This is a genomic window from Methylobacterium sp. AC690 (assembly GCF_979256535.1).
Map to the genome: position 1 here is coordinate 139,540 of NZ_CEEDOX010000010.1, position 22,868 is coordinate 162,407.

The 22,868-nt window shown below is 72.6% G+C and carries 23 protein-coding genes; 14 read left to right on the forward strand and 9 right to left on the reverse strand.

Going from position 1 to position 22,868, the window contains the following annotated elements:
- Positions 1-4 precede the first annotated feature (4 nt).
- The 4 genes from AC0IY1_RS13490 to sorB all read left to right on the forward strand — a co-directional run bounded on the left by AC0IY1_RS13490 (position 5) and on the right by sorB (position 3,514).
- The gene (locus tag AC0IY1_RS13490; protein ID WP_471770147.1) at positions 5-994 is read left to right on the forward strand and encodes an Ldh family oxidoreductase; all 990 of its coding nucleotides are present in this window, start codon (positions 5-7) and stop codon (positions 992-994) included.
- 161 nt (positions 995-1,155) lie between these two features.
- On the forward strand, positions 1,156-1,884 hold the full coding sequence (locus tag AC0IY1_RS13495) for a GntR family transcriptional regulator (RefSeq protein ID WP_103709479.1): 729 nt from the start codon (positions 1,156-1,158) through the stop codon (positions 1,882-1,884).
- A gap of 38 nt (positions 1,885-1,922) precedes the next feature.
- A complete protein-coding gene (sorA, locus tag AC0IY1_RS13500; protein WP_055951004.1) occupies positions 1,923-3,137 on the forward strand; it encodes a SorA family sulfite dehydrogenase catalytic subunit in 1,215 nt (404 codons plus the stop codon).
- An 86-nt stretch (positions 3,138-3,223) separates the two neighbouring features.
- Positions 3,224-3,514, forward strand: a complete 291-nt coding sequence (gene sorB / locus AC0IY1_RS13505) for a SorB family sulfite dehydrogenase c-type cytochrome subunit (RefSeq protein WP_348271578.1) — start codon at positions 3,224-3,226, stop codon at positions 3,512-3,514.
- A gap of 45 nt (positions 3,515-3,559) precedes the next feature.
- Here sorB and AC0IY1_RS13510 read toward each other — a convergent pair whose 3' ends face one another.
- Entirely contained in the window at positions 3,560-3,802 is a 243-nt protein-coding gene (locus tag AC0IY1_RS13510) for a hypothetical protein (RefSeq protein WP_055950885.1), read from the reverse strand.
- 134 nt (positions 3,803-3,936) lie between these two features.
- Between AC0IY1_RS13510 and AC0IY1_RS13515 the strand changes: the two genes are divergently transcribed.
- On the forward strand, positions 3,937-5,022 hold the full coding sequence (locus AC0IY1_RS13515) for a YeiH family protein (protein WP_082512958.1): 1,086 nt from the start codon (positions 3,937-3,939) through the stop codon (positions 5,020-5,022).
- Between the two features lie 17 nt (positions 5,023-5,039).
- Here the strand turns inward: AC0IY1_RS13515 and AC0IY1_RS13520 are convergent, their stop codons facing one another.
- The 3 genes from AC0IY1_RS13520 to AC0IY1_RS13530 form a co-directional block, all read right to left on the reverse strand.
- Positions 5,040-6,053 carry a zinc-binding alcohol dehydrogenase family protein gene (locus tag AC0IY1_RS13520; protein WP_471770150.1) on the reverse strand — a complete coding sequence of 338 codons (1,014 nt, stop codon included), beginning with the start codon at positions 6,051-6,053 and terminating at the stop codon, positions 5,040-5,042.
- A gap of 359 nt (positions 6,054-6,412) precedes the next feature.
- The gene (locus AC0IY1_RS13525; protein WP_055950881.1) at positions 6,413-7,519 is read right to left on the reverse strand and encodes a 2'-deoxycytidine 5'-triphosphate deaminase; all 1,107 of its coding nucleotides are present in this window, start codon (positions 7,517-7,519) and stop codon (positions 6,413-6,415) included.
- A 99-nt stretch (positions 7,520-7,618) separates the two neighbouring features.
- Positions 7,619-8,038: a hypothetical protein gene (locus AC0IY1_RS13530; RefSeq protein WP_471770152.1), complete on the reverse strand. Its 420-nt coding sequence runs from the start codon at positions 8,036-8,038 to the stop codon at positions 7,619-7,621.
- A gap of 144 nt (positions 8,039-8,182) precedes the next feature.
- On the opposite strand from AC0IY1_RS13530, the gene apaG reads away from it, so the two are divergent.
- Genes apaG through speG form a run of 3 tightly spaced genes read left to right on the forward strand, consistent with a single transcriptional unit; the run spans position 8,183 to position 10,345 of the window.
- On the forward strand, positions 8,183-8,575 hold the full coding sequence (gene apaG, locus AC0IY1_RS13535) for a Co2+/Mg2+ efflux protein ApaG (protein WP_055950877.1): 393 nt from the start codon (positions 8,183-8,185) through the stop codon (positions 8,573-8,575).
- A gap of 16 nt (positions 8,576-8,591) precedes the next feature.
- Complete coding sequence (argE, locus tag AC0IY1_RS13540; protein ID WP_471770231.1) at positions 8,592-9,764, forward strand: acetylornithine deacetylase; 1,173 nt, start codon at positions 8,592-8,594, stop codon at positions 9,762-9,764.
- Complete coding sequence (gene speG, locus AC0IY1_RS13545; protein ID WP_280137536.1) at positions 9,749-10,345, forward strand: spermidine N1-acetyltransferase; 597 nt, start codon at positions 9,749-9,751, stop codon at positions 10,343-10,345. Before argE ends, speG begins: the two co-directional genes overlap by 16 nt.
- A 96-nt stretch (positions 10,346-10,441) precedes the next feature.
- Here the strand turns inward: speG and AC0IY1_RS13550 are convergent, their stop codons facing one another.
- The 4 genes from AC0IY1_RS13550 to AC0IY1_RS13565 all read right to left on the reverse strand — a co-directional run bounded on the left by AC0IY1_RS13550 (position 10,442) and on the right by AC0IY1_RS13565 (position 15,511).
- Positions 10,442-11,698 (reverse strand): hypothetical protein, encoded by a 1,257-nt coding sequence (locus AC0IY1_RS13550; protein WP_471770154.1) that lies wholly within the window; start codon positions 11,696-11,698, stop codon positions 10,442-10,444.
- Between the two features lie 173 nt (positions 11,699-11,871).
- Positions 11,872-12,891, reverse strand: a complete 1,020-nt coding sequence (locus AC0IY1_RS13555; RefSeq protein WP_471770156.1) for an Hsp33 family molecular chaperone — start codon at positions 12,889-12,891, stop codon at positions 11,872-11,874.
- 332 nt (positions 12,892-13,223) lie between these two features.
- Positions 13,224-14,177: an ornithine carbamoyltransferase gene (gene argF, locus AC0IY1_RS13560; protein ID WP_471770157.1), complete on the reverse strand. Its 954-nt coding sequence runs from the start codon at positions 14,175-14,177 to the stop codon at positions 13,224-13,226.
- Between the two features lie 140 nt (positions 14,178-14,317).
- Positions 14,318-15,511, reverse strand: coding sequence for an acetylornithine transaminase (locus AC0IY1_RS13565; protein ID WP_471770159.1), 1,194 nt, complete (start codon positions 15,509-15,511; stop codon positions 14,318-14,320).
- 325 nt (positions 15,512-15,836) lie between these two features.
- Here AC0IY1_RS13565 and AC0IY1_RS13570 point away from each other — a divergent pair, with 325 nt between their 5' ends.
- The 4 genes from AC0IY1_RS13570 (at position 15,837) to AC0IY1_RS13585 (ending at position 19,728) form a co-directional block, all read left to right on the forward strand.
- Entirely contained in the window at positions 15,837-16,310 is a 474-nt protein-coding gene (locus AC0IY1_RS13570) for a RidA family protein (protein WP_471770161.1), read from the forward strand.
- A gap of 5 nt (positions 16,311-16,315) precedes the next feature.
- Complete coding sequence (locus tag AC0IY1_RS13575) at positions 16,316-17,071, forward strand: glycerophosphodiester phosphodiesterase family protein (RefSeq protein WP_471770162.1); 756 nt, start codon at positions 16,316-16,318, stop codon at positions 17,069-17,071.
- 82 nt (positions 17,072-17,153) lie between these two features.
- Complete coding sequence (locus AC0IY1_RS13580; RefSeq protein WP_471770164.1) at positions 17,154-18,506, forward strand: GNAT family N-acetyltransferase; 1,353 nt, start codon at positions 17,154-17,156, stop codon at positions 18,504-18,506.
- A gap of 61 nt (positions 18,507-18,567) precedes the next feature.
- Positions 18,568-19,728, forward strand: coding sequence for a M20 aminoacylase family protein (locus tag AC0IY1_RS13585; protein ID WP_471770165.1), 1,161 nt, complete (start codon positions 18,568-18,570; stop codon positions 19,726-19,728).
- 265 nt (positions 19,729-19,993) lie between these two features.
- Here AC0IY1_RS13585 and AC0IY1_RS13590 read toward each other — a convergent pair whose 3' ends face one another.
- Entirely contained in the window at positions 19,994-20,671 is a 678-nt protein-coding gene (locus tag AC0IY1_RS13590) for a hypothetical protein (RefSeq protein ID WP_471770167.1), read from the reverse strand.
- 240 nt (positions 20,672-20,911) lie between these two features.
- On the opposite strand from AC0IY1_RS13590, the gene AC0IY1_RS13595 reads away from it, so the two are divergent.
- Together AC0IY1_RS13595 and AC0IY1_RS13600 are read left to right on the forward strand one after the other, a co-directional pair.
- Positions 20,912-21,412, forward strand: coding sequence for a glutathione peroxidase (locus tag AC0IY1_RS13595; RefSeq protein WP_103709475.1), 501 nt, complete (start codon positions 20,912-20,914; stop codon positions 21,410-21,412).
- A 419-nt stretch (positions 21,413-21,831) separates the two neighbouring features.
- Positions 21,832-22,527, forward strand: coding sequence for a sigma-70 family RNA polymerase sigma factor (locus tag AC0IY1_RS13600; protein WP_471770169.1), 696 nt, complete (start codon positions 21,832-21,834; stop codon positions 22,525-22,527).
- Positions 22,528-22,868 lie beyond the last annotated feature (341 nt).

Here is a 22,868-nt window from a genome sequence, read left to right on the forward strand (position 1 = left end):
CGCCATGACCACCCTGAGCCTCGCCGCCGCCCACGCCCTCGTCAGCGAGGCCCTGGTCCGCTGCGGCACCTGCCCGCCCGCCGCCGACAGCGTCGCCCGCGCCCTGGTCGGGGCCGAGGCCGATGGGCTGAAGGGCCACGGGCTCTCGCGGGTGGCCTCCTATGCGGCCCAGGTCCGGGCCGGCAAGGTGGTGGGCGACGCCGCGGTCGCGGTGACGCGGCCCCGACCCGGCCTCCTCGCCGTCGACGCCGCCCACGGCTTCGCCTACCCGGCCCTCGACGCCGTGGTGGAGCAACTGCCGGCGATGGTCCGGGAGCAGGGCGTCGCGGCGGCCGGCCTCCGGCGCTCGCACCATTGCGGCGCGGCCGGCCGCCCCGTCGAGGCCCTGGCCGAGGCCGGGCTCGTGGCGATCCTGCTGGCCAACACCCCCGCCGCCATGGCGCCCTGGGGCGGATCCCGGGCGGTGTTCGGGACGAACCCCCTCGCCTTCGCCTGCCCCCTGCCCGGCCGCCCGGCGATCGTGGTCGACCTGTCCCTCTCGAAGGTCGCCCGCGGCGCGATCATGGCCGCCCGCCAGCGCGGTGAGGCCATCCCCGAGGGCTGGGCCCTCGATGCCGCGGGCGCGCCGACCACCGATCCGGCCGCGGCCCTGAAGGGCACCATGGTGCCCCTCGGCGACGCCAAGGGCACGGCGCTGGCCCTGATGGTGGAACTCCTCGCCGCCGGCCTGACCGGCGGGCGCTTCGCCGGCGAGGCGAGTTCGTTCCTCGACGCCGAGGGCGATCCGCCGGGCACCGGGCAGCTCGTCATCGCCCTCGCGGCGGATGCCTTCGGTCCCGGGGCGCTGGCCCGGTTCGCGGAACTCGCCGGCTCCATCGAGGTACAGGACGGGGCCCGCCTGCCCGGGGTCCGTCGCCTCGCCCTCCGGGCCCGGGCCGAGGCCGAGGGGCTCAGCGTCCCGGACGCCCTCGTGGCCGAGATCGCGGCGCTCTGACGATGAAGGCCGCGCTTCCGAGCGGGACCCGCCCCCGGCCGCCGGCCCTGCGGATCGACCGATTGCCCGGAGCCGGGCTCGGCCTTAACGAGGGACGGGACACCGTGCTGGGAAACCTCTCCTTTCCTCCGCCCACGCCCGGGGAGCAGCGGCGCACCGACATGGAACGCACAGGTGGGAATGCGGTGGGTTTCCGGCCGCTCTATCGGCAGGTCTACGACACGCTCCTGCGCCGCCTCGCCGACGCCGTCTGGCAGCCGGGCCAGATCCTGCCCAGCGAGGGGGTGCTGGCGGCCGAGCTCGGCGTCAGCCAGGGCACGGTCCGCAAGGCCCTCGACGCGCTCACCGCCGACAGCCTGCTGGTGCGCCGCCAGGGCCGCGGCACCTTCGTGGCCGAGCACGACGACAAGCAGAGCGTCTTCCGCTTCTTCAAGCTGCGCCCCGACGGAGCGGTCGCCGGCACCCCGACCAGCCGCGTCGTCGCGATCGCCGAGGCCGCGGCCACCATCGACGAGCGCGACCGGCTCGCCCTCCTGCGCAACGCGCGCGTGGTGCGGCTGGAGCGGGTGCGCGCCCTCGACGGACGGATCTGCCTCGTCGAGACGATCGCCGTCCCGTCGAGCCTGTTCCCCGGCCTGGCCGCGATGGAGCTCCCGAACACGCTCTACAGCCTCTACGCGACCCGGTTCGGCATCACGATCGCCACCGCGCACGAGCGCCTGAAGGCGATCGCCCTGGGCCCCGACAAGGCGCCCCTGCTGGGGGTGCCGGCGGGGATTCCGGTGCTCGAGGTCGACCGCGTCGCCGTCGATCTCGAGGACCGGCCGGTGGAGTGGCGCCTGTCGACCTGCCTCACCGAGGACATCCACTACGCCTCCGTCCTGCGCTGACCGCGCGGACGCCTTCAGCCGGACGGGAGATGACCGGGATGACCGAGACCGATCGCAGAACGCTCCTCCGGCAGGCCGGGGCCGGCCTGCTCGCGGCGTCCGGGGCCGCCCTCGCGCCCTGGGCGGCCCGGGCCGGCGAGTCCGTCACCCTGCCCTTCGGCAACGGCGAGCGCCCCCTCGTGGCCTATCCGGGCAAGCGCCCGCTGCTGCAGATGACGGCGCGGCCGCCGCAGCTCGAGACGCCCTTCGGGGTGTTCGACGAGGGGGTGATCACGCCGAACGACGCCTTCTTCGTCCGCTACCACCTGGCCGACATCCCGACCACCATCGATCCCGAGGCCTTCCGCCTGACGGTGTCGGGCCATGTCGACGGGCCGGTCGCGCTGTCGCTGGCCGAGCTGAAGGCGATGCCGGGGGCCGAGATCGTCGCGGTCAACCAGTGCTCGGGCAATTCGCGCGGCTTCGTCGCGCCGCGGGTCGCGGGCGGGCAACTCGCCAACGGCGCCATGGGCAACGCCCGCTGGACCGGCGTCCCCCTGAAGGCCGTGCTCGACCGGGCGGGCGTGAAGGCCGGGGCGGTGCAGGTCGTCTTCGAGGGGCTCGACGGCCCGGTCCTGCCCGAGACCCCCGACTTCGCCAAGGCGCTGGGCGTCGATCATGCCCGCGACGGCGAGGTGATGCTGGCCTGGGCCATGAACGGCGAGGACCTGCCCTGGCTCAACGGCTATCCGTTACGCCTCGTGGTGCCGGGCTTCTACGGCACCTACTGGGTCAAGCACCTCAACGCCATCACGGTGACGGACAAGCCCTACGAGGGCTTCTGGATGCGCGCGGCCTACCGCATTCCGGACAATCCCTGCGCCTGCGTCGAGCCCGGCCAGACCCCCAAGGCCACCGTGCCGATCAACCGCTTCGCCATCCGCTCCTTCGTCACCAACCTCGCCGACGGGGCCGCGATCCCGGCCGGGCGCACGGCGTTGCGCGGCATCGCCTTCGACGGCGGCTCGGGCATCCGGGCGGTGGCGGTCTCGACGGATGACGGGCAAAGCTGGACCGAGGCGAGCCTCGGCCCGGATCTCGGGCGCTATTCGTTCCGGCCCTGGACCCTGTCGGTCGATCTCCCCGCGGGGATGCACGCCCTCCGGGTCCGGGCGACGGGGCAGGACGGCGCCACCCAGCCGATGGAGTCGCGCTGGAATCCGCCGGGCTACATGCGCAACGGGGTCGAGACCGTCCGGGTGCGGGCGGCATGAGGAGAATCAGGATGACCGTGCGTTCTCCCGCGGCGACACGGGCCGCCACCGGCCTCCTGAGGGGATATGTCCGGGTGGGATGTGTTTTGGCCGGATACGTTTTCGCGAGCCTCCCGGCCGCCGCCGCACCCCGGACCTACGACCTGCCGGAGCCGACCGCGCAGCTGCGCCCGGCGCCCGGACACGAGGCCGGCCTCGCGGCGGCCGAGGCCCATTGTCAGAGCTGCCACGCGGTCGACTACATCGCGATGCAGCCGCCGGGCCAGGGGGCGGCCTTCTGGACCAGCGAGGTGACGAAGATGCGCAAGGTCTATCACGCGCCGGTCGACGAGGCGGATGGCAAGGCCATCGCGGAATACCTCGCGGCGGCGTACTAGGCCTCGGACAGGATGACGGGCGCCGCTCCGAGCGGCGCCGGACCCTTACAGGATGGCGGTGATGAAGGCGGCAACCTGCGCATGAGCGTTCGCGACCATCTGCGCCACCGGCTCGTCGGCCAGGTAGACGCGGCTCGCCGTCAGGGTCGCGGCGATCAGCCAGAAGCCGATCACGGCGACGCTGCGCGCCCGACGGTCGCCCGCGTTGGGGGCGCCCTGGCACGCGATCTCGACGGGCTCGCCGAAGGGATCGTAGGCCATCGCCGGGCTGTCGGAACGGTTGCTCATAGGGGTGAATGTCGCGCTTCGACCCTGCCCAATCAATGGATGGGTTTTGCGAAGATTTTCGCCACGGGAGAGCATTGTTCTCGCCGCCGAGCCCGGGGCAGAATTTCCTTCCGATTGCCTCGCGGAAAGGCAGCATGAGCACCAAGAGCATCACGACGGCCCCCGCCGGCGCGGGCAAGCCGGAGGCCGCCGGCGGCCGGATCGCCTCGCTGGTGCCCGGCCTCCTCGTCTGTCTCGCCGTCACGGCGGCGGCCCTGGCCGTGCAGGCCCTGGAGGAGCGCGCCACCGGCCACCCCTACGTCGAGGCCCTGGTCATCGCGATCCTGCTGGGGATCGCCCTTCGCACCCTGTGGAGCCCGGGCGAGCGCTTCCGGGCCGGAATCGCCTTCTCGGCCAAGCAGGTGCTGGAGCTCGCCGTCACCCTGCTCGGCGCCTCGATCAGCCTCGGGGCGATCGTCGCCTCCGGCACGAGCCTCCTCGTCGGCATCGTCGCCACGGTGGTGCTGGCGATCGTGGCCAGCTACGCCATCTGCCGGGTGCTCGGCCTGCCGCCCCGCATGGCGATCCTGGTGGCCTGCGGCAACGCCATCTGCGGCAACTCCGCCATCGCCGCGGTGGCGCCGGTGATCGGGGCCGACAGCAAGGACGTGGTGGCCGCCATCGCCTTCACGGCGGTGCTCGGCGTGCTGATGGTGCTGGGCCTGCCCCTGTTCATCCCCCTCGCCGGCCTGTCCGAGCACCAGTACGGCACCCTGGCGGGCCTCACGGTCTACGCGGTGCCGCAGGTGCTCGCCGCCACGGTGCCGGTGGGCATCCTGGCGACCCAGGTCGGCACCCTGGTCAAGCTCGTGCGCGTCCTGATGCTCGGGCCCGTGGTGGTGGCGTTTTCCTTCATCGCGCCACACCTGCCGGCGGAGGGCTCTTCGGCCAAGGGCCGGCCCGGGCGCCTCGGCTTCTTCAAGATCGTGCCCTGGTTCATCCTGGGCTTCCTGGCCCTCGCGACCCTGCGCTCGGTCGGGCTCGTCCCCGACGCGGCCTCCCAGCCGGTGACGCGCCTCGCCGGCCTGCTCACCGTGGTGTCGATGGCGGCCCTGGGCCTCGGCGTCGACGTGCGGGTCCTGGCCCGGGTCGGCGGCCGGGTCACCCTGGCGGTGACCGGCTCGCTCGTCGTCCTCCTGCTCGTCAGCCTGTCCCTGATCTGGGCCCTCAGGATCGCCTGAACGGCCCCGGACCGGCCTCAGAAGCCGGCCAGCACCGTCTTGCCGATGCTGCGCCCGCTCTCCTGGGCGGCGTGCGCCCGGCGCAGGGCCTCGGCGGTGATCGCGCCCATCTCCTCCCGCAGGGTGCTGCGCAGGAGACCGGCATCCACGAGGCGCGACACCTCGGTGAGGATGCGATGCTGCTGGTCCATGTCCGGCGTGCCGAAGAGGCTGCGGGTGAACATCAGCTCCCAGTGCACCGACAGGCTCTTGCGCTTGAACGGCACGATGTCGAACGTCTCCGGATCGTCGATCAGCGCCAGGGCGCCCTGCGGGGCCAGGGCCGCCACGATGGCGTCGCGGTGCTGGTCGCTGCCGCTCAGGCTGGCCACGTAGCGCACCTGGGGCAGGCCGATGCGCGCCAGCTCCCGATCGATCGGCTTGCGGTGGTCGACGACGTGGTGCGCGCCCATGGCCCGGCACCAGGCCTCCGTCTCGGGGCGCGAGGCCGTGGCGATGACGGTGAGACCGGTGAGCCGGGCGGCGATCTGGGTGAGGATCGAGCCGACGCCGCCGGCGCCGTTGATGATGAGGAGCGCGTCGCCGCCCGCCATCGCGCCGTAGGGGACGCGCAGGCGGTCGAACAGCAGCTCCCAGGCGGTGAGCGCGGTCAGCGGCAGGGCGGCGGCCTGCGACGGCGTCAGCGTCCGCGGCGCCGGCCCGACGAGGCGCTCGTCCACCGCGTGGAACTCCGCGTTGGTGCCTGGCCGGTCGAGGGCACCGGCATAGAACACCGCGTCCCCTGGCTTGAACAGGCGGACCTCCGGGCCGACCGCCTCGACGAGGCCGGCCGCGTCGTAGCCGAGGATGTGCGGCGCCCCCGGCGCCGGCGTCACCCGGCCGCGGACCTTCACGTCGACCGGGTTGACCGAGACCGCCTGCACGCGGACGAGCAGGTCGCGGGGGCGCGGCACCGGTCGGGGCTGCTCGAGATCGACCAGCGCCTGGGGATCGCCGATGGGCAGGGAGGTGTGAAAACCGACGGCCTTCATGGGGGTCTCCGTGTCGATGGGGGACGCGTCGAAGGAGATGCGGACCGGCGTCGGGCGCGCGACCCCGCCCTCCCCTTGCCCGCGGCCCGAGCGACGGCGCGGTGGACGGGGACGGCTGGGTCGCGGCGAGGGCCGAGGCTGACGGGAGCGTCTCGAACGGCGCAAGGGAATCGCGGCGAGCCCCCGATCCGGGATCGGCGCGCGCTCCATCGGCGATGCAGCCCCGGGACCGTGCCACGCGTCCCGGCATCGGGGAAACGCATAGTTCCGATCGGTGCCATTCGAATTGCAGCTGGATCGGTCGCGGGGAGGCCCGCCCTGACCGGCGAAGGGCCGGCCGTCGGCGCGCGGGCCGCGCGTCAGACGAAGTGCTTGGAGAGCTTCAGCCCCTGGGCCTGGTAGTTCGAGCCGGCGCCCGCCCCGTACAGGGTGGCGGGACGCTCGGCCATGCGCTCGTAGACGAGGCGGCCGACGATCTGGCCGTCCTCGAGCAGGAACGGCACGTCGCGCGAGCGCACCTCGAGGACGGCGCGGGCCCCCGCCCCGCCGGCGGCGGCGAAGCCGAAGCCCGGATCGAAGAAGCCGGCATAGTGGACCCGGAACTCGCCCACCAGGGGATCGAACGGCACCATCTCGGCGGCGAAGTCGGGCGGTACCTGCACGGCCTCCTTCGAGGCCAGGATGTAGAACTGGCCCGGGTCGAGGATCAGGGCCCTGGACGGGTCGGCGTGCAGGGGCTCCCAGAAATCCGCCGCCCGGTGCGTGCCCGGGGCGTCGACGTCGACGAGGCCGGTGTGACGCCGGGCGCGGTAGCCGATCAGGCCCGAGAAGCCCGAGAGGTCGATGGAGACGCCGATGCCGCCCTGGAAGCTCGGGTTCGGGGCGTCGACCAGGGGCGAGGCCGCGTGCAGGGCCGCGAGCGCGGTGTCCGTGAGGCGGGGCTCGCCGCGCCGGAACCGGATCTGCGACAGGCGCGAGCCGGTGCGGACCTTCACCGGGAAGGTGCGGGGCGAGATCTCGGCATAGAGCGGCCCGTGATAGCCGGGCTCGACCTGGTCGAAGGCGGCGCCCCGGTCGGTGATGACCCGGGTGAAGACGTCGATGCGGCCGGTGGAGCTCTTCGGGTTGGCGCTGGCCGCGAGGTCGCCCGGCAGGGCCAGGTGCTCCTGCAGCTCGGCGATGTAGACGCAGCCGGTTTCCAGCACGGCCCCGTGGCGCAGGTCCATCTCGTGCAGCGCGAAGGCGGCGATGCAGGCGGAGACCGTGCGGGTGCCGGGCAGGAAGCTGGTGCGCACGCGGAACACCCGGGCGCCCAGGCGCAGGTCGAGGCTCGCGGGCTGGATCTGGTCGGGGGCGTAGGGCGTGTCGGGCCGGATCGCGCCCGCGCGCGTCAGGGCCTGGATCCCGCTCGCGGCCAGAATCCCGTGCTGGTGGCGTCCCGCCCCGTCCTCAATCCCGTCCGGCATCCGCTCGCACCACCCGCTGGTCCATCGGGCACCGCCCCGGCGGCCGGGGCGGGAACGCCGCATCCTGCACGAAATGCGGCCGGATCGCCTAAGGTCCGGTTAAACCTCCGGGTCCCGGTCGATCCGCAGCACGATCCAGGCGAGGGCGAGGCGGGCGATGGCCCCCATGGCGACCAGCCCCGCCAGGGCGCTGGCGAGGATCGGAAAGCCGGCCGGCCAGACCGCCAGGGCGACGCCGAACAGGACCGCGCCGAGGCCGGCGGCCGGTCCGAAGGCCAGCACCACGGAGGGCAGGCCGGCGATCCGCGGCGCCCCGCCCCCGCGGCGGGCCAGCCAGGCCCCCGCCGCCTGCGCCAGCCCGTCGAGGGCCAGCGCCACGGCCAGGGCCAGGGCGGCCCAGCCGTTGCGCTCGGGCGCGGCCCAGGCGAAGGCGACGGTCAGGCCCGCGAGGGCGAGGCTGGCGAGGAGGGCCCGGCCGGCGGACCGGACGTACAGGCGTGAAACGGTCTCCTCGACCACGGGACACGGACCTCGATCTTGCGCGGGCAGCCCCGCATTCGCCACGATTGACGCGGTTTTGCGAGGGCCGTACCACGACGCCCTGTGCTTGTCGCGGACGCAGCGCGCTCGGGGTTCAGGTCCGGCCAGGGAGGCATGACGAGGATGTACAAGGCTCAGACGCGCGGAATCAGCGTGACCGTGATGCCACGCTTCGTCGAGGAAGAATCGTCGCCGGCCGAGAGCCGCTACTTCTTCGCCTACACGGTCGAGATCGTGAACAACGGCCCCGAGCAGGTGCAGCTGCGCTCTCGCCACTGGCGCATCGTCGACGGGCGCGGCGAGACCCAGGAGGTCCGCGGCGCCGGCGTGGTCGGCAAGCAGCCGGTGCTCGAGCCGGGCGAATCGTTCAGCTACACCAGCGGCTGCCCGCTCACCACGCCCGACGGCCTGATGGCCGGCAGCTACACCATGGCGACCCATGGCGGCGAGAGCTTCGAGGCGGAGATCCCGGCCTTCTCGCTCGATTCGCCCCACGTCCGCCGCAGCGTGCACTAGGGCCATGTCCACCGCCATGTCCACCGAAGGCCCGCGTCCGGAGACCCTCGACTGGCTGGCGCGGCTCGTGGCCTTCGACACCGAGAGTTCGAAATCGAACCTCGCGCTGATCGACAGCGTGGCGGTCGCCCTCGACGCGCTCGGGGTGCCCTTCGTCCGCGTGCCCAACGCCAGCGGCGACAAGGCGGCCCTGTTCGCCACCATCGGCCCGATGGTCGACGGCGGCATCGTGCTCTCCGGCCATACCGACGTGGTGCCGGTGACGGGGCAGGCCTGGAGTGCCGATCCCTTCACCCTGCGGGTCGCGGACGGGCGCGCCTACGGGCGCGGCGCCGTCGACATGAAGGGCTTCTGCGCCCTCGCCCTGGCGGCGATCCCGCGCTTCCAGGCCGCCGACCTCAAGCGCCCGATCCACATCCTCCTGTCCTACGACGAGGAGACCACCTGCCTGGGTGTGACCGACACCATCGCGCGCTTCGGGGCCGACCTGCCGCGCCCGGCCGCGGTGATCGTCGGCGAGCCCACCGACCTCGAGGTGGCCGACGCGCACAAGAGCATCGTCACCTACCTCACCACCGTGCACGGGCACGAGGCGCACTCGGCCAAGCCGATGCTCGGGGCCAATGCCGTGATGGCGGCGGCCGACCTGGTCTCCGAGCTGAACCGGATCGCCGACGCGATGATCGCCCGGGGCGACGCCTCGGGCCGCTTCGACCCGCCCGCCACCACCGTGCATGTCGGCACCATCGCGGGCGGCACGGCCCGCAACATCCTGCCCAAGGTCTGCACCTTCCACTGGGAGTTCCGCGGCCTGCCGGACCTCGACATGGGCGAGATCCCGGCCCTGTTCGAGGCCAAGGTGCGCAGCGTGCTGCGCGACCGGCTCAACCGCTACGGCGATTACGGGCGGATCGAGACGCTGGAGGAGGTCGCGGTGCCGGGCCTCGCGCCGGAGCCCGGCTCGGCCGCCGAGCGGCTGGCGCTCCGGGTGGCGGAGCGCAACCACACGATCTCGGTGCCCTACGCCACGGAGGCCGGGCGCTTCCAGGTCGCCGGCATCCCCACCGTGGTCTGCGGCCCCGGCTCCATCGACCAGGCCCACCAGCCGGACGAGTACATCACGCTCGCGGCGCTCAAGGCCGGCGAGGCCTTCATGGACCGCCTCGCGGCGGCGTGCGTGACCCTGTGACGGCCTTCACGTCCCGCACCATCGCGGCGGACGGGCCGGTGAAGCTGCGCCCGCTGGAGCGCGAGGACCTGATGTTCGTGCATCAGCTCAACAACAACGACAGCATCATGCGCTACTGGTTCGAGGAGGCCTACGAGTCCTTCGCCGAACTGGCGCAGCTCTACGAGCGCAACATCCACAACCAGACCGAGCGGCGCTTCATCATCGCCAATTCGGAGGGGGCCCCCGCCGGCCTCGTGGAGCTCGTGGAGATCAACCACCTGCACCGGCGCTGCGAATTCCAGATCGCGATCCACCCGGCCTTCCAGGGCCAGGGCTACGCCCCGCGGGCCACGCGCATCGCCATGGACTACGCCTTCAGCGTCCTCAACATCCACAAGCTCTACCTGCACGTGGACAAGGACAACGCCCGCGCGGTGCGGATCTACGAGCGCTGCGGCTTCGAGCCCGAGGGCATCCTGAAGGACGAGTTCTTCGTCAACGGCAAGTACCGCGACGCGGTGCGGATGTGCCTGTTCCAACCCGCCTACCTCGCCCGCCGGGGCGGCGGCGACATCGCCGATCCCGTCCTGAAGGCCTGAGCGCGACGCGCGGCGCCGAACCTCCGCGAAGAGGGCCCGGCGCCGTTTCCCATCAGGCGATCGGCTTGGCGATCAGCTTGGCGATCAGCTTGGCGATCAGTTGCGGCCCGCGCCGCCCTGCCCGCCGGTGCGCTCGCCGCCCCCCATGTTACCGCCACCCATGCTGTCCCCACCCGTGTTGCCGGTCCTGCCGCCCTGCGCGCCGGCATTCAGGCCGCGCTCGGCGCCGCCGGTCCGGCTGCCGGTGTTCAGGGTGCCGCGCTCGGCGCCCCCCGAGCGGTCGGCCGCGTTGCGGATCCCCGAGCCCTCGGTCCCACGGTCGCGGTTCATGCTGCGCTCGGCCGCGGCGCCGGTGCGGCCCCCCTGCTGGCGGGTCTCGGCGTTGCGGATGCCCTCCCGCGACTCGCTCTGGCTCGCGCGGACGTTGCGCGTATCGCGCCGCTCGTCGGTGCGGGAGGAGACGGCCTTGCCGCGGAAGCCGCGCTCCTCGAAGCGGGCGCCGACGGTGCCGCCCCGCCGCTCGGTCACCGTCAGGCGGCGATACTCGGGCGAGCCGTAGACCACGCGCTGGCCGCGCACGACCACGTAGCGGGTGCCGGGACGGCGGGTGGTCGTCTCCTCGACGCGCACGAGGCGCCGGTACTGGGGCGAGCCGTAGAGGACGCGCTGGCCCCGGATGGTGACGTAGCGCCGGCGCGAGCGCTCGACCACGTGGTCGCCGCCGCGATGCTCGACGGTGACGAGGCGCCGGTATTCCGGCGAGCCGTAGACCACGCGCTGGCCGCCGATGAAGACGAAGCGGCCCGAGCGGCGCCCGCCCTCGAAGCGCTCGCTGCGGCTGCTGACCGAGACCCGGTCGCGCTGCTCGCGGCCGCTGACCCGGTCTTCTCGGGACGAGGAATCCTGGCGGGACGAGGTCCGGGTCGCCCGGTCGCCGCGCGCGCCATCCCGGCCGCCCGGGTCCGCGCTGCGGGACTGCGAATCCTTGTTCTGCGAATCCCGGCCCTGGGACGCTTGGTTCTGGGACGCTTGACCCTGGGAGCTTTGGCCCTGGGAGTCTCGGGCCGCCGTGTCGCCGCGGCCGCCCTCGCGGCGTCCGCCGGCCTCGGCCCGTCCGCCCATTTCGCTGCGGGCGCCGCCCGCAGCGCCCTCGCCGCCCTGGCTGCGTGCGGCGGCCCCGCCACGGCCCCCGGCCTCGCTGCCGCCGGCGGTGCCGGCCTGGCCCGCACCCTGGGCGTAGGCCGAGGTCGTCATCAGCAGTGCCGTCAGACCAACGACGAAATTCTTGCTGACCAGATGCTTGCTGACCAGACGCTTGCCGATCAGGGTCTTGCCGACCACAAATTTCTTCATCGACGTTCCTCCTGAGCTCTTGTTGAGCACTCTTGAGAAACCCCAAACGTCGAAACCTCAGAAACGGTTCAAATACAAATCCCGGCTGTAGGGACGAGAATTTGCAGCGTCTTGTATTCTGCAACAGTCAAGCTTGGCGATGCTGCCGCGACATCTGTCGCGGCAGCCCTGGATCAGTTGGCCGACTGGGCCGTGACTTCGGCTTCCACCGCCGCCGGATCGAGATCGTAGCGTCGCGAGCAGAACTCGCAGGTGATGCCGATGCGGCCGTCATCGGCGATCATGTCCCGGCGCTCCTGAGGCGAGAACGAGGTGATCATGCCCATCACCCGCTCGGGCGAGCAGCGACACTGCTCGCGCACCCCCTGCGCCTCGAACACCCGCACGCCGCGCTCGTGGAACAGGCGGTAGAGCAGGCGCTCGGCCGAGACCTCCGGGTCGACGAGCTCGTGGTCCTCAATGGTGGAGACGAGGCTGCGGGCCTCGACCCAGGCATCGTCCTCCGGCACCCCGTTCGCGTCGAGATGGACGTGGCCCTCGGGAATGTCGCCCGGGGGCAGGTCGGCGAGCCGCGCCCGGTCGATGGATTGCGGCAGGAACTGCACCAGGAGACCGCCGGCCCGGTAGGTGCGGGCGCCGCCGGCATACTGCTCGGCCACCGCGAGGCGGACCTGGGTCGGGATCTGCTCGGACTGGCGGAAGTATTGGTGCGCCGCCTCCTCCAGGCTCTGGCCCTCCAGGGCGACGACGCCCTGGTAGCGGCTGCTGGTGGGACCCTGGTCGATGGTCATGGCCAGGTGCCCCTGCCCGATCAGGTCCCGGTCCCGGAGCGGGCCGGCGCCGAGGGCGTCCACCCGTGCGGTGTCGAAGCGCGCGGTGGCGCGCAGGCGGTCGGGCGCCTCGAAGTCCACCACGATCATCTCGACCGGGCCGTCGGTCTTGGTCTGGAGCTGGAAGCGGCCCTCGAACTTCAGGGACGAGCCGAGGAGCACGGTGAGCGCCGCCGCCTCGCCGAGGAGGCGCGCCACCGCGTCGGGATAGCCGTGCCGGCGCAGGATGGTGTCGACGGACGGGCCGAGGCGGACCACGCGGCCGCGCACGTCGAGGGCCTCGACGGCGAAGGGCAGCACCACGTCGTCGTCGCCCTCGATGAGGAGCGGGGGGACGGATCCGGCGGTCGTTCCAGCAGGCATTCCAGAAGTCATGGCAGCTCCGATCGGGCTCGACGAACGCGAGGGCTGGGCCATGGACCACGTGACCCTCCGGGGGCAGGGTCATGAGATCGCCGAACGGTGTCGGCGGCGCACCGGTCGGAACGGCCGCGCTCGTTGCGCGTCCGCGCCCAACCCTCAGGGAAGGATGGTCCCTATATAGGCATCCGGGCGCGGCGGCGCGACGGGGCCGGGATGCGGCCCGTGCACGGGTGGTCCCGCAGCAGGTTTTCCCCCCAGCAGGTCCTCCCCCGAGCAGGTCTTCCCCCACCAGGTCTTCGCGCGGCCGCTCGTCCCCGGGGCGGTCGCGGCCGTCAGAGGCCGTGGGCCTGCAGGCACCAGGCGAGGATGCCCTTCTGGGCGTGGAGGCGGTTCTCGGCCTCGTCGAAGATCACCGATTGCGGCCCGTCGATCACCTCGGCGGTGACCTCCTCGCCGCGATGGGCCGGCAGGCAGTGCATGAAGATCGCGTCCTGGGCCGCGGCCGCCATCAGGCGGGCATCGACCCGGTAGGGCACCAGCAGGTTGTGCCGGTGCTGGTCGTCCTCGTCGCCCATGGAGACCCAGCAATCGGTGACCACCGCATCCGCCCCGTCCACCGCCTCGTAGGCGTCGGTGGTGACGTTGACGGTGGCGCCCTGCGCCTTCGCCCAGTCGAGGAGCGGCTGGGACGTCGACAGCTCCGGCGGGGCTGCGATGTTGAGGGTGAAGTCGAAGCGCGCGGCGGCGTGCACCCAGGAGGCGAGCACGTTGTTGGCGTCCCCCGACCAGGCCACGGTGCGGCCCCGGATCGGCCCGCGATGCTCCTCGAAGGTCAGGAGGTCGGCCATGATCTGGCACGGGTGCGAGACCTTGGTCAGGGCGTTGATCACCGGCACGGTGGCGTACTCGGCCAGCTCCAGCATCAGGCCGTGGTCCAGGATGCGGATCATGATCGCGTCGACGTAGCGCGAGAGCACCCGCGCGGTGTCGCCCACGGTCTCGCCCCGGCCGAGCTGCATCTCGCTGCCGGTCAGCATCAGGGTCTCGCCGCCGAGCTCGCGCATGCCGACGTCGAACGACACCCGGGTCCGGGTCGAGGGTCGGTCGAACACCATCGCCAGGGTCTTGCCGATGAGGGGGCGGTCCTCGGCCAGGGTGCCCTTGCGGCGGTGCGCCTTGATGCGGGCGGCGGCGTCCAGCACCGTGCGCAGCTGCTCGGACGAGAAATCCTTGAGGTCGAGGAAGTGGCGGGTTCCGTGGCCGGTCCCGTTCAGTGTCGTGGTCATCGGTCCGTTCTTCGTGTGCGTGGTCCCGGTCTGGGCAAATCCGGTCTGGGCAGTTTCGGTCGGGGCAGTTTCGGTCGGGGCAGGTCCGGCCGCGCGGCCGGGTCGGGCGGCCGTCCGGTGACGTGTCCGACTCCCCGCGGCTACTCGGCGGCGCCGCGCAGGCGCGTTCCGAGCCGGCCGGCCGCCGTGTCGAGGCGGGTGACCGCCTCCGCCACGTCGGCTTCGGTGATGATCAGCGGCGGCAGCAGGCGCACCACGTTGTCCCCCGCCGGGATCACCAGCAGGTGCGCGTCGCGGGCGGCGGCGGCGAACTCGGTGTTCAGCACGTGGAGCTTGAGGCCGAGCATCAGGCCTTCGCCGCGGATGTCCGCGATGACGGCCGGATGCCGGTCCTGCAGGGCGGCGAGGCGCTGCTTCAGGATCAGGCCCATGCGCTGGACGTGGTCGAGGAAGCCGTCGGCCAGCACCACGTCGAGGACGGCGTTGCCCACCGCCATGGCCAGGGGGTTGCCGCCGAAGGTGGTGCCGTGGCTGCCCGCCGTCATGCCGCGCGCGGCGTCCGCCGTGGCGAGGCAGACGCCGAGGGGGAAGCCGCCGCCGATGCCCTTGGCCGCGCTCATGATGTCGGGGGCCGCCCCCGACCACTCGTGCGCGAACAGCTTGCCCGTGCGCCCGACCCCGGTCTGGACCTCGTCCATGATCAGCAGGATGCCGTGCGCGTCGCAGAGTTCGCGCAGGCCGCGCAGGCATTGCGGTGGCACCGGGCGCACGCCGCCCTCTCCCTGGATCGGCTCGATCAGGATCGCGGCCGTCTCCGGGCCGATGGCGGCCCGCAGGGCCTCGTGGTCGCCGAAGGGCACCTGGTCGAAGCCGTCGACCTTCGGGCCGAAGCCCTCGATGTACTTCTGCTGGCCGCCGGCCGCGATGGTGGCGAGCGTCCGGCCGTGGAAGGCGCCCTCGACGGTGATGATCCGGAAGCGCTCCGGATGGCCGTCGGCGGCGTGGTACTTGCGCGCCATCTTGATGGCGGCCTCGTTGGCCTCGGCGCCCGAATTGGCGAAGAAGGCCACGTCCGCGAAGGTCGCGTCCACGAGGCGCCGGCCCAGCCGCTCACCCTCCGGGATCTCGAACAGGTTCGAGGTGTGCCAGAGCTTCTGCGCCTGCGCGGTCAGGGCCTGGACGAGGTGCGGATGGGCGTGGCCCAGGGCGTTCACCGCGATACCGGCGCCGAAGTCGAGGAATCGCTCGCCGCTGCGCGCCTCGAGCCATGCGCCCTCGCCGCGTTCGAAGGCGATGGGAGCCCGGGCATAGGTCGGCAGAAGGGCGGATGTCACGATCCCGTCTTCCCGTGTGTCTCGCGGGCACGCGAGGAACGCGACCGCACCAAATGAAAGTGCCGCCTCGGATGGGGCGGCACGCGCGCGATTACTAGAGAAATGCCCAATTCTGTCAACGACAGACCGGGTTCACAGTCCTGACATGCCTGCCAATTAGGCTGTTGCCCGCGCGCTGCGCGGCCTGCCTTCAGCCATGCCTCGTACGATGCCTCGTACCATGCCTCGCCCTGCACCATGCCTTGCACCCCGCGCCCGGAAGTGCTCAGAGCCGCGGCACGCCGGCCGGACGACCCGCGGCCGCCCAGCAGAGGAACGACGCAGCATGAGCACCGTCACGGAACGCCTGGAGGCCCTCGGCCTGACCCTGCCCAAGGCCGCGGCCCCCGTCGCGAACTACGTGCCGTTCGTGCGCAGCGGCAACCTGGTGGTGATCTCCGGGCAGATCTGCTTCGGGGCCGACGGCCGAATCGCCGACGCACACAAGGGCAAGCTCGGGGCCGAGGTCTCGGCCGAGGACGGCATCGCCGCGGCCCGGCTCTGCGCCCTCAACGTGCTGGCCCAGCTTCAGGCGGCGGTGGGCGATCTCGATCGCGGTGTCGTGCAGTGCGTCCGCCTCGGCGGCTTCATCAACGCGGTCCCGACCTTCGCGGGACTGGCCGGCATCATGAACGGCGCCTCCGACCTCATGGTGGAGATCCTGGGCGACCGCGGCCGCCACGCCCGCTCCACCGTCGGCGTCGCCGAGCTGCCCCTCGACGCGGCCGTCGAGGTCGAGGCGATGTTCGAGGTCAAGTGAGCCCGGTGACGGGTCCCAACGCCCCCGACTGGCTCATCGCCCGGCCCATCGCCCATCGCGGCCTGCACGACCGCGCCGCCGGCGTACCGGAGAACACGGGGGCCGCCGCCGAGGCGGCCATCCGGGGCGGCTACGCCATCGAGTGCGACGTGCAGCTCAGCGCCGACGGCGAGGCGATGGTGTTCCACGACGAGACCCTGTGCCGCCTGACCGCGGCCGGGGAGGCGGTCGGCACGCGGCCCGCCGCCGCCCTCGCCGCCCTGGCGGTGGCGGGGAGTGCCGAGCGCATCCCGACCCTGCCGGACTTCCTCGCCCGGATCGGCGGGCGCACCCCCCTCGTGATCGAGGTGAAGTCACGCTACAGCGGCGACCTGCGGCTCGCCGAGCGCGTGGCCGCCCTCGCGGTCGCCTATGACGGCCCGGTGGCGCTGAAATCCTTCGATCCGCACATCGTCACCGCCCTGCGGACGCTGGCGCCCGGGCTCCCGCGCGGCATCGTCGCCGAGACGCGCCAGGACGACCCCGCCTACGCGACGCTGCCCCCGAGCCTGCGGCGCGCCCTCTCCGACCTGCTGCACTTCGACGAGACCCGGCCGGACTTCCTGTCCTGGCGGGTGGACGACCTGCCCTGCGCGCCCACCGTCCTGTGCCGGCTCCTGGGCCAGCGCCCGGTGATGACCTGGACCGTGCGCAACCCGGACCAGCGCCGCAATGCCGAGGCCCATGCCGACCAGATGGTGTTCGAGGGGTTCCGTCCGTAGGGCGCCGGTCGACCCCCTGCGACGGTGCGGGGCGCCGGGCCGCCCTTGGCCCGCCCGCCCCCGGGGACTAGATTGCCCGGCGATGATGAAACCCGGCGAGACAGATCGGTCCGGCCATGAATCCGGGTCCGGCGACACATCCGAGTCCGGCGACGGAGCCGACGCTCCGGCCGAGACCGTGACGGAACTGCAGGTGCGGGCGGTGCCGGGGCTGACCGGGATCGCGGCGGCCGAGTGGGATGCCTGCGCCACCTCGGCCGAGACCCTGGCGGGGGGCGACGAGACCCACAACCCCTTCACCTCGCACGCTTTCCTGTCGTCCCTGGAGGATTCGGGCTGCGTCTCGCGCAAGACCGGCTGGCTGCCCCTGCACGTGGCGGTGGAGCGCGAGGGACGGCTGGTGGGCGTGGCGCCCTGCTACCTGAAGTCCCACAGCCAGGGCGAGTACGTCTTCGACCACGGCTGGGCCGACGCCTACGAGCGGGCGGGCGGGAGCTACTACCCGAAGCTCCAGGTCAGCGTGCCCTTCACCCCCGTCACCGGCCCGCGCTTCCTCATCGCGCCGGGGCAGGACGTGAACGAGGCGGCCTCCGCGATCGTCGCCGGCCTGCGCGCCCTGCGCGCCGAGACCAAGGCCTCCTCGATCCACGTCACCTTCATGCAGGAGCGCGAGTGGGCCCAGGCCGGGGCGTTGGGCTTCCTCCAGCGCGTCGACCAGCAGTTCCACTGGGACAATGCCGGCTACGCCACCTTCGAGGATTTCCTCGGGGCGCTGGCCTCCCGCAAGCGCAAGGCGATCCGGCGCGAGCGCCGCGACGCCCTGGCGACCGGCCTGACCATCGAGCACGTCACCGGTGCCGACCTGACCCCCGCCCACTGGGACGCCTTCTACGAATTCTACGCCGATACCGGCGCGCGCAAGTGGGGCCGGCCCTACCTGAACCGGGCGTTCTTCGGGCTCCTGGGCGAGCGCATGCCCGAGCGGGTGCTGCTGGTGATGGCCAAGCGCGAGGGCCGCTACGTGGCCGGCGCCATCAACCTCATCGGCGACGTCGCCCTCTACGGTCGCAACTGGGGCTGCATCGAGGACCACCCGTTCCTGCATTTCGAGGTCTGCTACTATCAGGCCATCGACTTCGCCATCGCCCACGGATTGAAGCGCGTCGAGGCGGGCGCGCAAGGGGAGCACAAGCTCGCCCGCGGCTACCGCCCAGTCCTCATGCACTCGGCCCACGACATCGCCGACCCGGCCCTGCGCCGGGCGGTGGCCGATTACCTGACGCGCGAGCGCGAACACGTGCTCGAGGCCGCCGAAGTTCTGGACACGATGACCCCCTTCCGGCGGGAAATCGTGCCTGATTCTTTGCCCGAAGCGTCCGACGAAACGGCATCCGACTTGCCTGGGGCCGCGCCGGAGGCGAATCCTTCCGGTTAGGGACGCCCCTCCGACCCAGCCCAGCCCGCCCCCGAGAGGCGCGAGAGCCCAAGGACGATCCGTGAGCCCCATCGACCGCATCAAGACCTTCGCCGACGATCTCGTGGCGATCCGCCGCGACTTCCACGCCCATCCCGAACTCGGCTTCGAGGAGGTCCGCACCTCCGGCATCGTCGCCGCGGAGCTGGCCCGCTACGGCATCGCCGTCCATCGCGGCATCGGCGGCACCGGGGTGGTGGGCGTGCTCGAGGGCCGCACCGGCTCCGGCCGGCGCATCGGCCTGCGCGCCGACATGGACGCCCTGCCGATCGAGGAGGAGACCAACCTGCCCTACCGCTCGACGGTGCCGGGCAAGATGCACGCCTGCGGCCATGACGGCCACACCACGATGCTGCTCGGCGCCGCGCGCTACCTCGCCGAGACCCGGGACTTCGACGGCACCGCCCTGTTCGTGTTCCAGCCGGCCGAGGAGGGCCAGGGCGGCGCCCGCGCGATGATCGCCGACGGCCTGTTCGAAAAATTCCCCTGCGACGAGATCTACGCCATCCACAACCAGCCCAACGGCCCGCACGGCAAGATCAAGCTGCGCCCCGGCCCGGCCATGGCGGCGGCGGACTTCTTCGACATCCGCATCACCGGGCGCGGCGCCCACGCGGCCCAGCCGCAGCAAGGCATCGACCCCATCGTGGTGGGCTCCACCCTGGTCCAGGCGCTGCAGTCGATCGTCTCGCGCAACGCCGACCCGCTCAAGAGCGCGGTCCTGTCGGTGACGCAGTTCCACGCGGGCGCCGCCTACAACGTCATCCCGGAGGGCGCGCACATCACCGGCACGGTGCGGACCTTCGACGCGGACCTGCGCACCCTCGTCACCACCCGCATCCGGGAGATCGCCGCGGGTATCGCGACGGCCTACGGCGCCAACATCGACGTCGACATCCGCGACGTGTTCTCGGTGCTGATGAACAGCCCCCAGCACGCCGCCGCCGCCGCCGACGTCGCCCGCGAGCTGTTCGGCCCCGAGGGCGTCGACGACCAGTCGAAGCCGCGCATGGGCAGCGAGGATTTCGCCGACATGGTCGCGCGGGTGCCCGGCGCCTATGCGTGGATCGGCTCGACGCCCGGCCCCGGCCTGCACAATGCGAGCTTCGACTTCGACGACAGCATCATTCCCCTCGGCTCGGCCTTCCTCGCCCGCCTCGTGGAGCGGCGTACCGCAGCCTGAGGAGCGGACCGCCGGGATCACACCCGCGGTTCCAGCCGGAATCGCGGGGCGTGGTCGGGCCGGATGGTGACCATGTCCGCCGGCAGGATCCGCCGGCAGGACCCGGCGGGTCCCCGCACGGACTGCGCGCGACGAGCCCGATGAGGGCCCGCACCGCCTCCAGGAGGGTGAATCGCGCGCCGATGCGGATCCGCGGGCCGGCGCCGGACCGGCTCCGGCTCGCTGACCCCGAAGGGGGTCCGGGTTTCCCCGGCCGGCCGATGGCTCAGGCCGTCAGCGCCACCCGCTTCGCGGCGACCTGTTCGGCCCGCCGGCTGGCCCGGGCCGGAGCCACGTCGCCCACGGCGGCGTCCATGAACGCCACGCTCGCCGCGTGCAGGTCGCCGTCACTCAGCGTCATCGTCCCCGCCAACGCCTGCGAGGTCATCAGCCGGGTTGTGTAGCGCCCGGAGGCCGCAGATCGCGCCGCGTCGTCCCGGGCCGCCTTCGCCTCGGCGGCGAAGGCCTCAAAGGCCGTTTGGGCCGCCTTCATGACGTTGCGTGCAGCGACGTCCCGGAACGCCTGTCTCAGCTCGGGAGTCTCACGGAACAGCGTCTCGATGCCCTCCCGGTAGGGGCTGTCGGTTTTGACCTGGCCGAGATCGTCGAGGCGCAGCACGATGGGCTCGTCCTGCGGTACCCCGAGACGGGTCAGGCGCTCCGTCAGCGTACCGGCCAGGGCCTTCGTGCGCGCCTGGACGATTTCATCGAGGGACCGGACACGACCGGCGGCCCCCGTGCCCCTCTGGGCGATCTGCCGCTGCGCGGCCGCGCTCGGATCGACCGCCGCCGCCGCGCCCGCCGCCCTGGAGGCGGCGGTTTCCGGACGCCCGCCCGTCGTCGATGCGCCGCGCCCCGCCTCGGCGGACGAGGGCTGCGCCGCTGTCGTCGCCGCTGTCGTCATACGGGTGATTCCGATCTCTCTGCAATCGAAAGGTGTGGTGTTGAGGCCTGAACGGCGACTGAGCGCGTGCGGGCGAGGAGTCCGGGCGTCCTCGAGGGCGTGGATCGCCGCATCGGCACACACCGGTGCAGCGGGAATGCCGGCGGCCGGGACGATCCGCGACATCCCGGCGGCGCTTGCGAACCGGGGCGGCGGGGTCTTAGGAGAGGGCCCCTTCCGCACGCCGCACGGTCGATGTCCATGAACAGCCTGCACGACCTGATTCCGAGGGCGGCCGACGGGGCGCCCTACCCCCTGGCCCAGCACCGGGGGCAGGTGATCCTGATCGTCAACACCGCCTCGAAATGCGGGTTCACGCCGCAATATGCCGGGCTGGAGGCCCTGGCGCAGAAGCACCGGACGGACGGGCTCGTGGTGCTGGGCTTTCCCTGCAACCAGTTCGGCGCCCAGGAGCCGGGGGATGCGGCCGAGATCGCCCGGTTCTGCAGCCTGACCTACGATGTCAGCTTCCCGGTCCTCGCCAAGGTCGCGGTGAACGGCCCCGCGGCCGACCCGGTCTTCGCGCACCTGACGCAGGCGAAGCCCGGCCTCCTCGGCAGCCGCGCTATCAAGTGGAACTTCACCAAGTTCCTCGTCGGGCGCGATGGCCGGGTGATCGCCCGCTACGCACCCTCCACCAAGCCGGAGGCCCTGGAGGCCGCCGTCGCGGCCGCCCTGGCGGAGCCGGCGCCCGCCTCCTGAAGGGCCAGCCGCCGCGGCGGAGGCTCGGCAGCGGAGACTCGGGGCGGAGGCTCGGCGACGGGGCGTTCGGACCGGCCGCGTCGGGCCCCGCGCCGTCCCGCCGGCCGGAATGCGCCGGACCCGTCGGCGTCATCCCCAGCCCGGTGGGCGCGATCCGTGGCCAAGGTTAGGAAAGTCCTGGCCCAATCCGACAGGCCCCGGAACCGCTTGACCCGACAGGCATCGGAGCGCGAACAGCCGGCCGACCGGCGGGACCAGGCGGCCGTCCCGGCCCCGATACCGGCCCGTCCGGCCCGGGCAGGTGACGATCGGGTGAAGAGTTCGTTAGCCGACGTTCAGCCTTGGTATGCCAGAAACTCCCGACCGAGTTGCCGGATCGTCCCGGCTTGCGGTGCGATCCGGGGAGGTGGGGATACGGCATGACTGCAGGCACGGGGCGATCGGCAGCGGCGAACGGGGAGGCAGACGCTGCGGCTCCAGTCCGGGCCATGCCCGAGGGGGTGCGGCTGCATCTCGGATCCGAGCTGAAGGCCTTCTACGCCACGGTTCTGGCCGAGGCGCCTCCGACGGCCTTGCTCGACCTGATCGCCCGGCTGGAGGTCCATCCGCCCGCCGCCGCGGACTTCCGCGCCGGACTGCTTGACGCCCTGCCCGGCCTGCGCGCCTTCGCCCTGTCGCTCGCCGTCGCGCCGAACGCGGCCGACGACCTCGTGCAGGAGACGCTGCTGAAGGCCTGGGCGAACCGGCACCGCTTCGAGCCCGGCAGCAACCTCAAGGCCTGGCTCTGCACCATCCTGCGCAACCAGTTCTACACCGAGTGCCGCAAGCGGAAGCGCGAGGTCGAGGATGCGGACGGTGCCTTCGCCGCGAAGGTGGTGGCGCCGGCCGCGCAGGAGGCGAGCAGCGACCTGCGCCGGGTCTGGCAGCATCTCGGCAAGCTGCCGCCCGCCCAGCGGGAGGCGCTGGTGCTCGTGGCGGCCCAGGGGATGACCTACGAGGCCGCCGCCGCGCTGATCGGCTGTCAGGTCGGCACCATGAAGAGCCGCGTCAGTCGGGCCCGGGCCTTCCTGGTCGGCTCCCTCGGGATGGAGGCGCGCGGGGCGACGGCCGCCTGAGCCGTCATCCCCGGGGCGCCACCGGCGCGAAGCCGCGCCTTATGCGAGGCTGCCCCTCCCTCGGGCTGGACCCGGGCGGGGGCGATGCTGGCGAGGGCCGGAGCGTCGGGCATCAGCGCGGCCTCCGAGGCGGCGTGTTGCCCGGCCCGTCCGTCTCGGCGCCTGGCGCCGCCCCGTCTTCACGGGATCGAGATGTCGTGAACCGGGGGCGGGGCCGCAGGTTCGAACCTTGCATCACCGTTTGCCGCGCCGTGGATCGCTCGATGGGGATCGGTCTTGCCGTCTCCGCCGTTGCTAGGACCGTGCGCGGATCCGGTCGATGTCACCGTTCCCACGCGCAG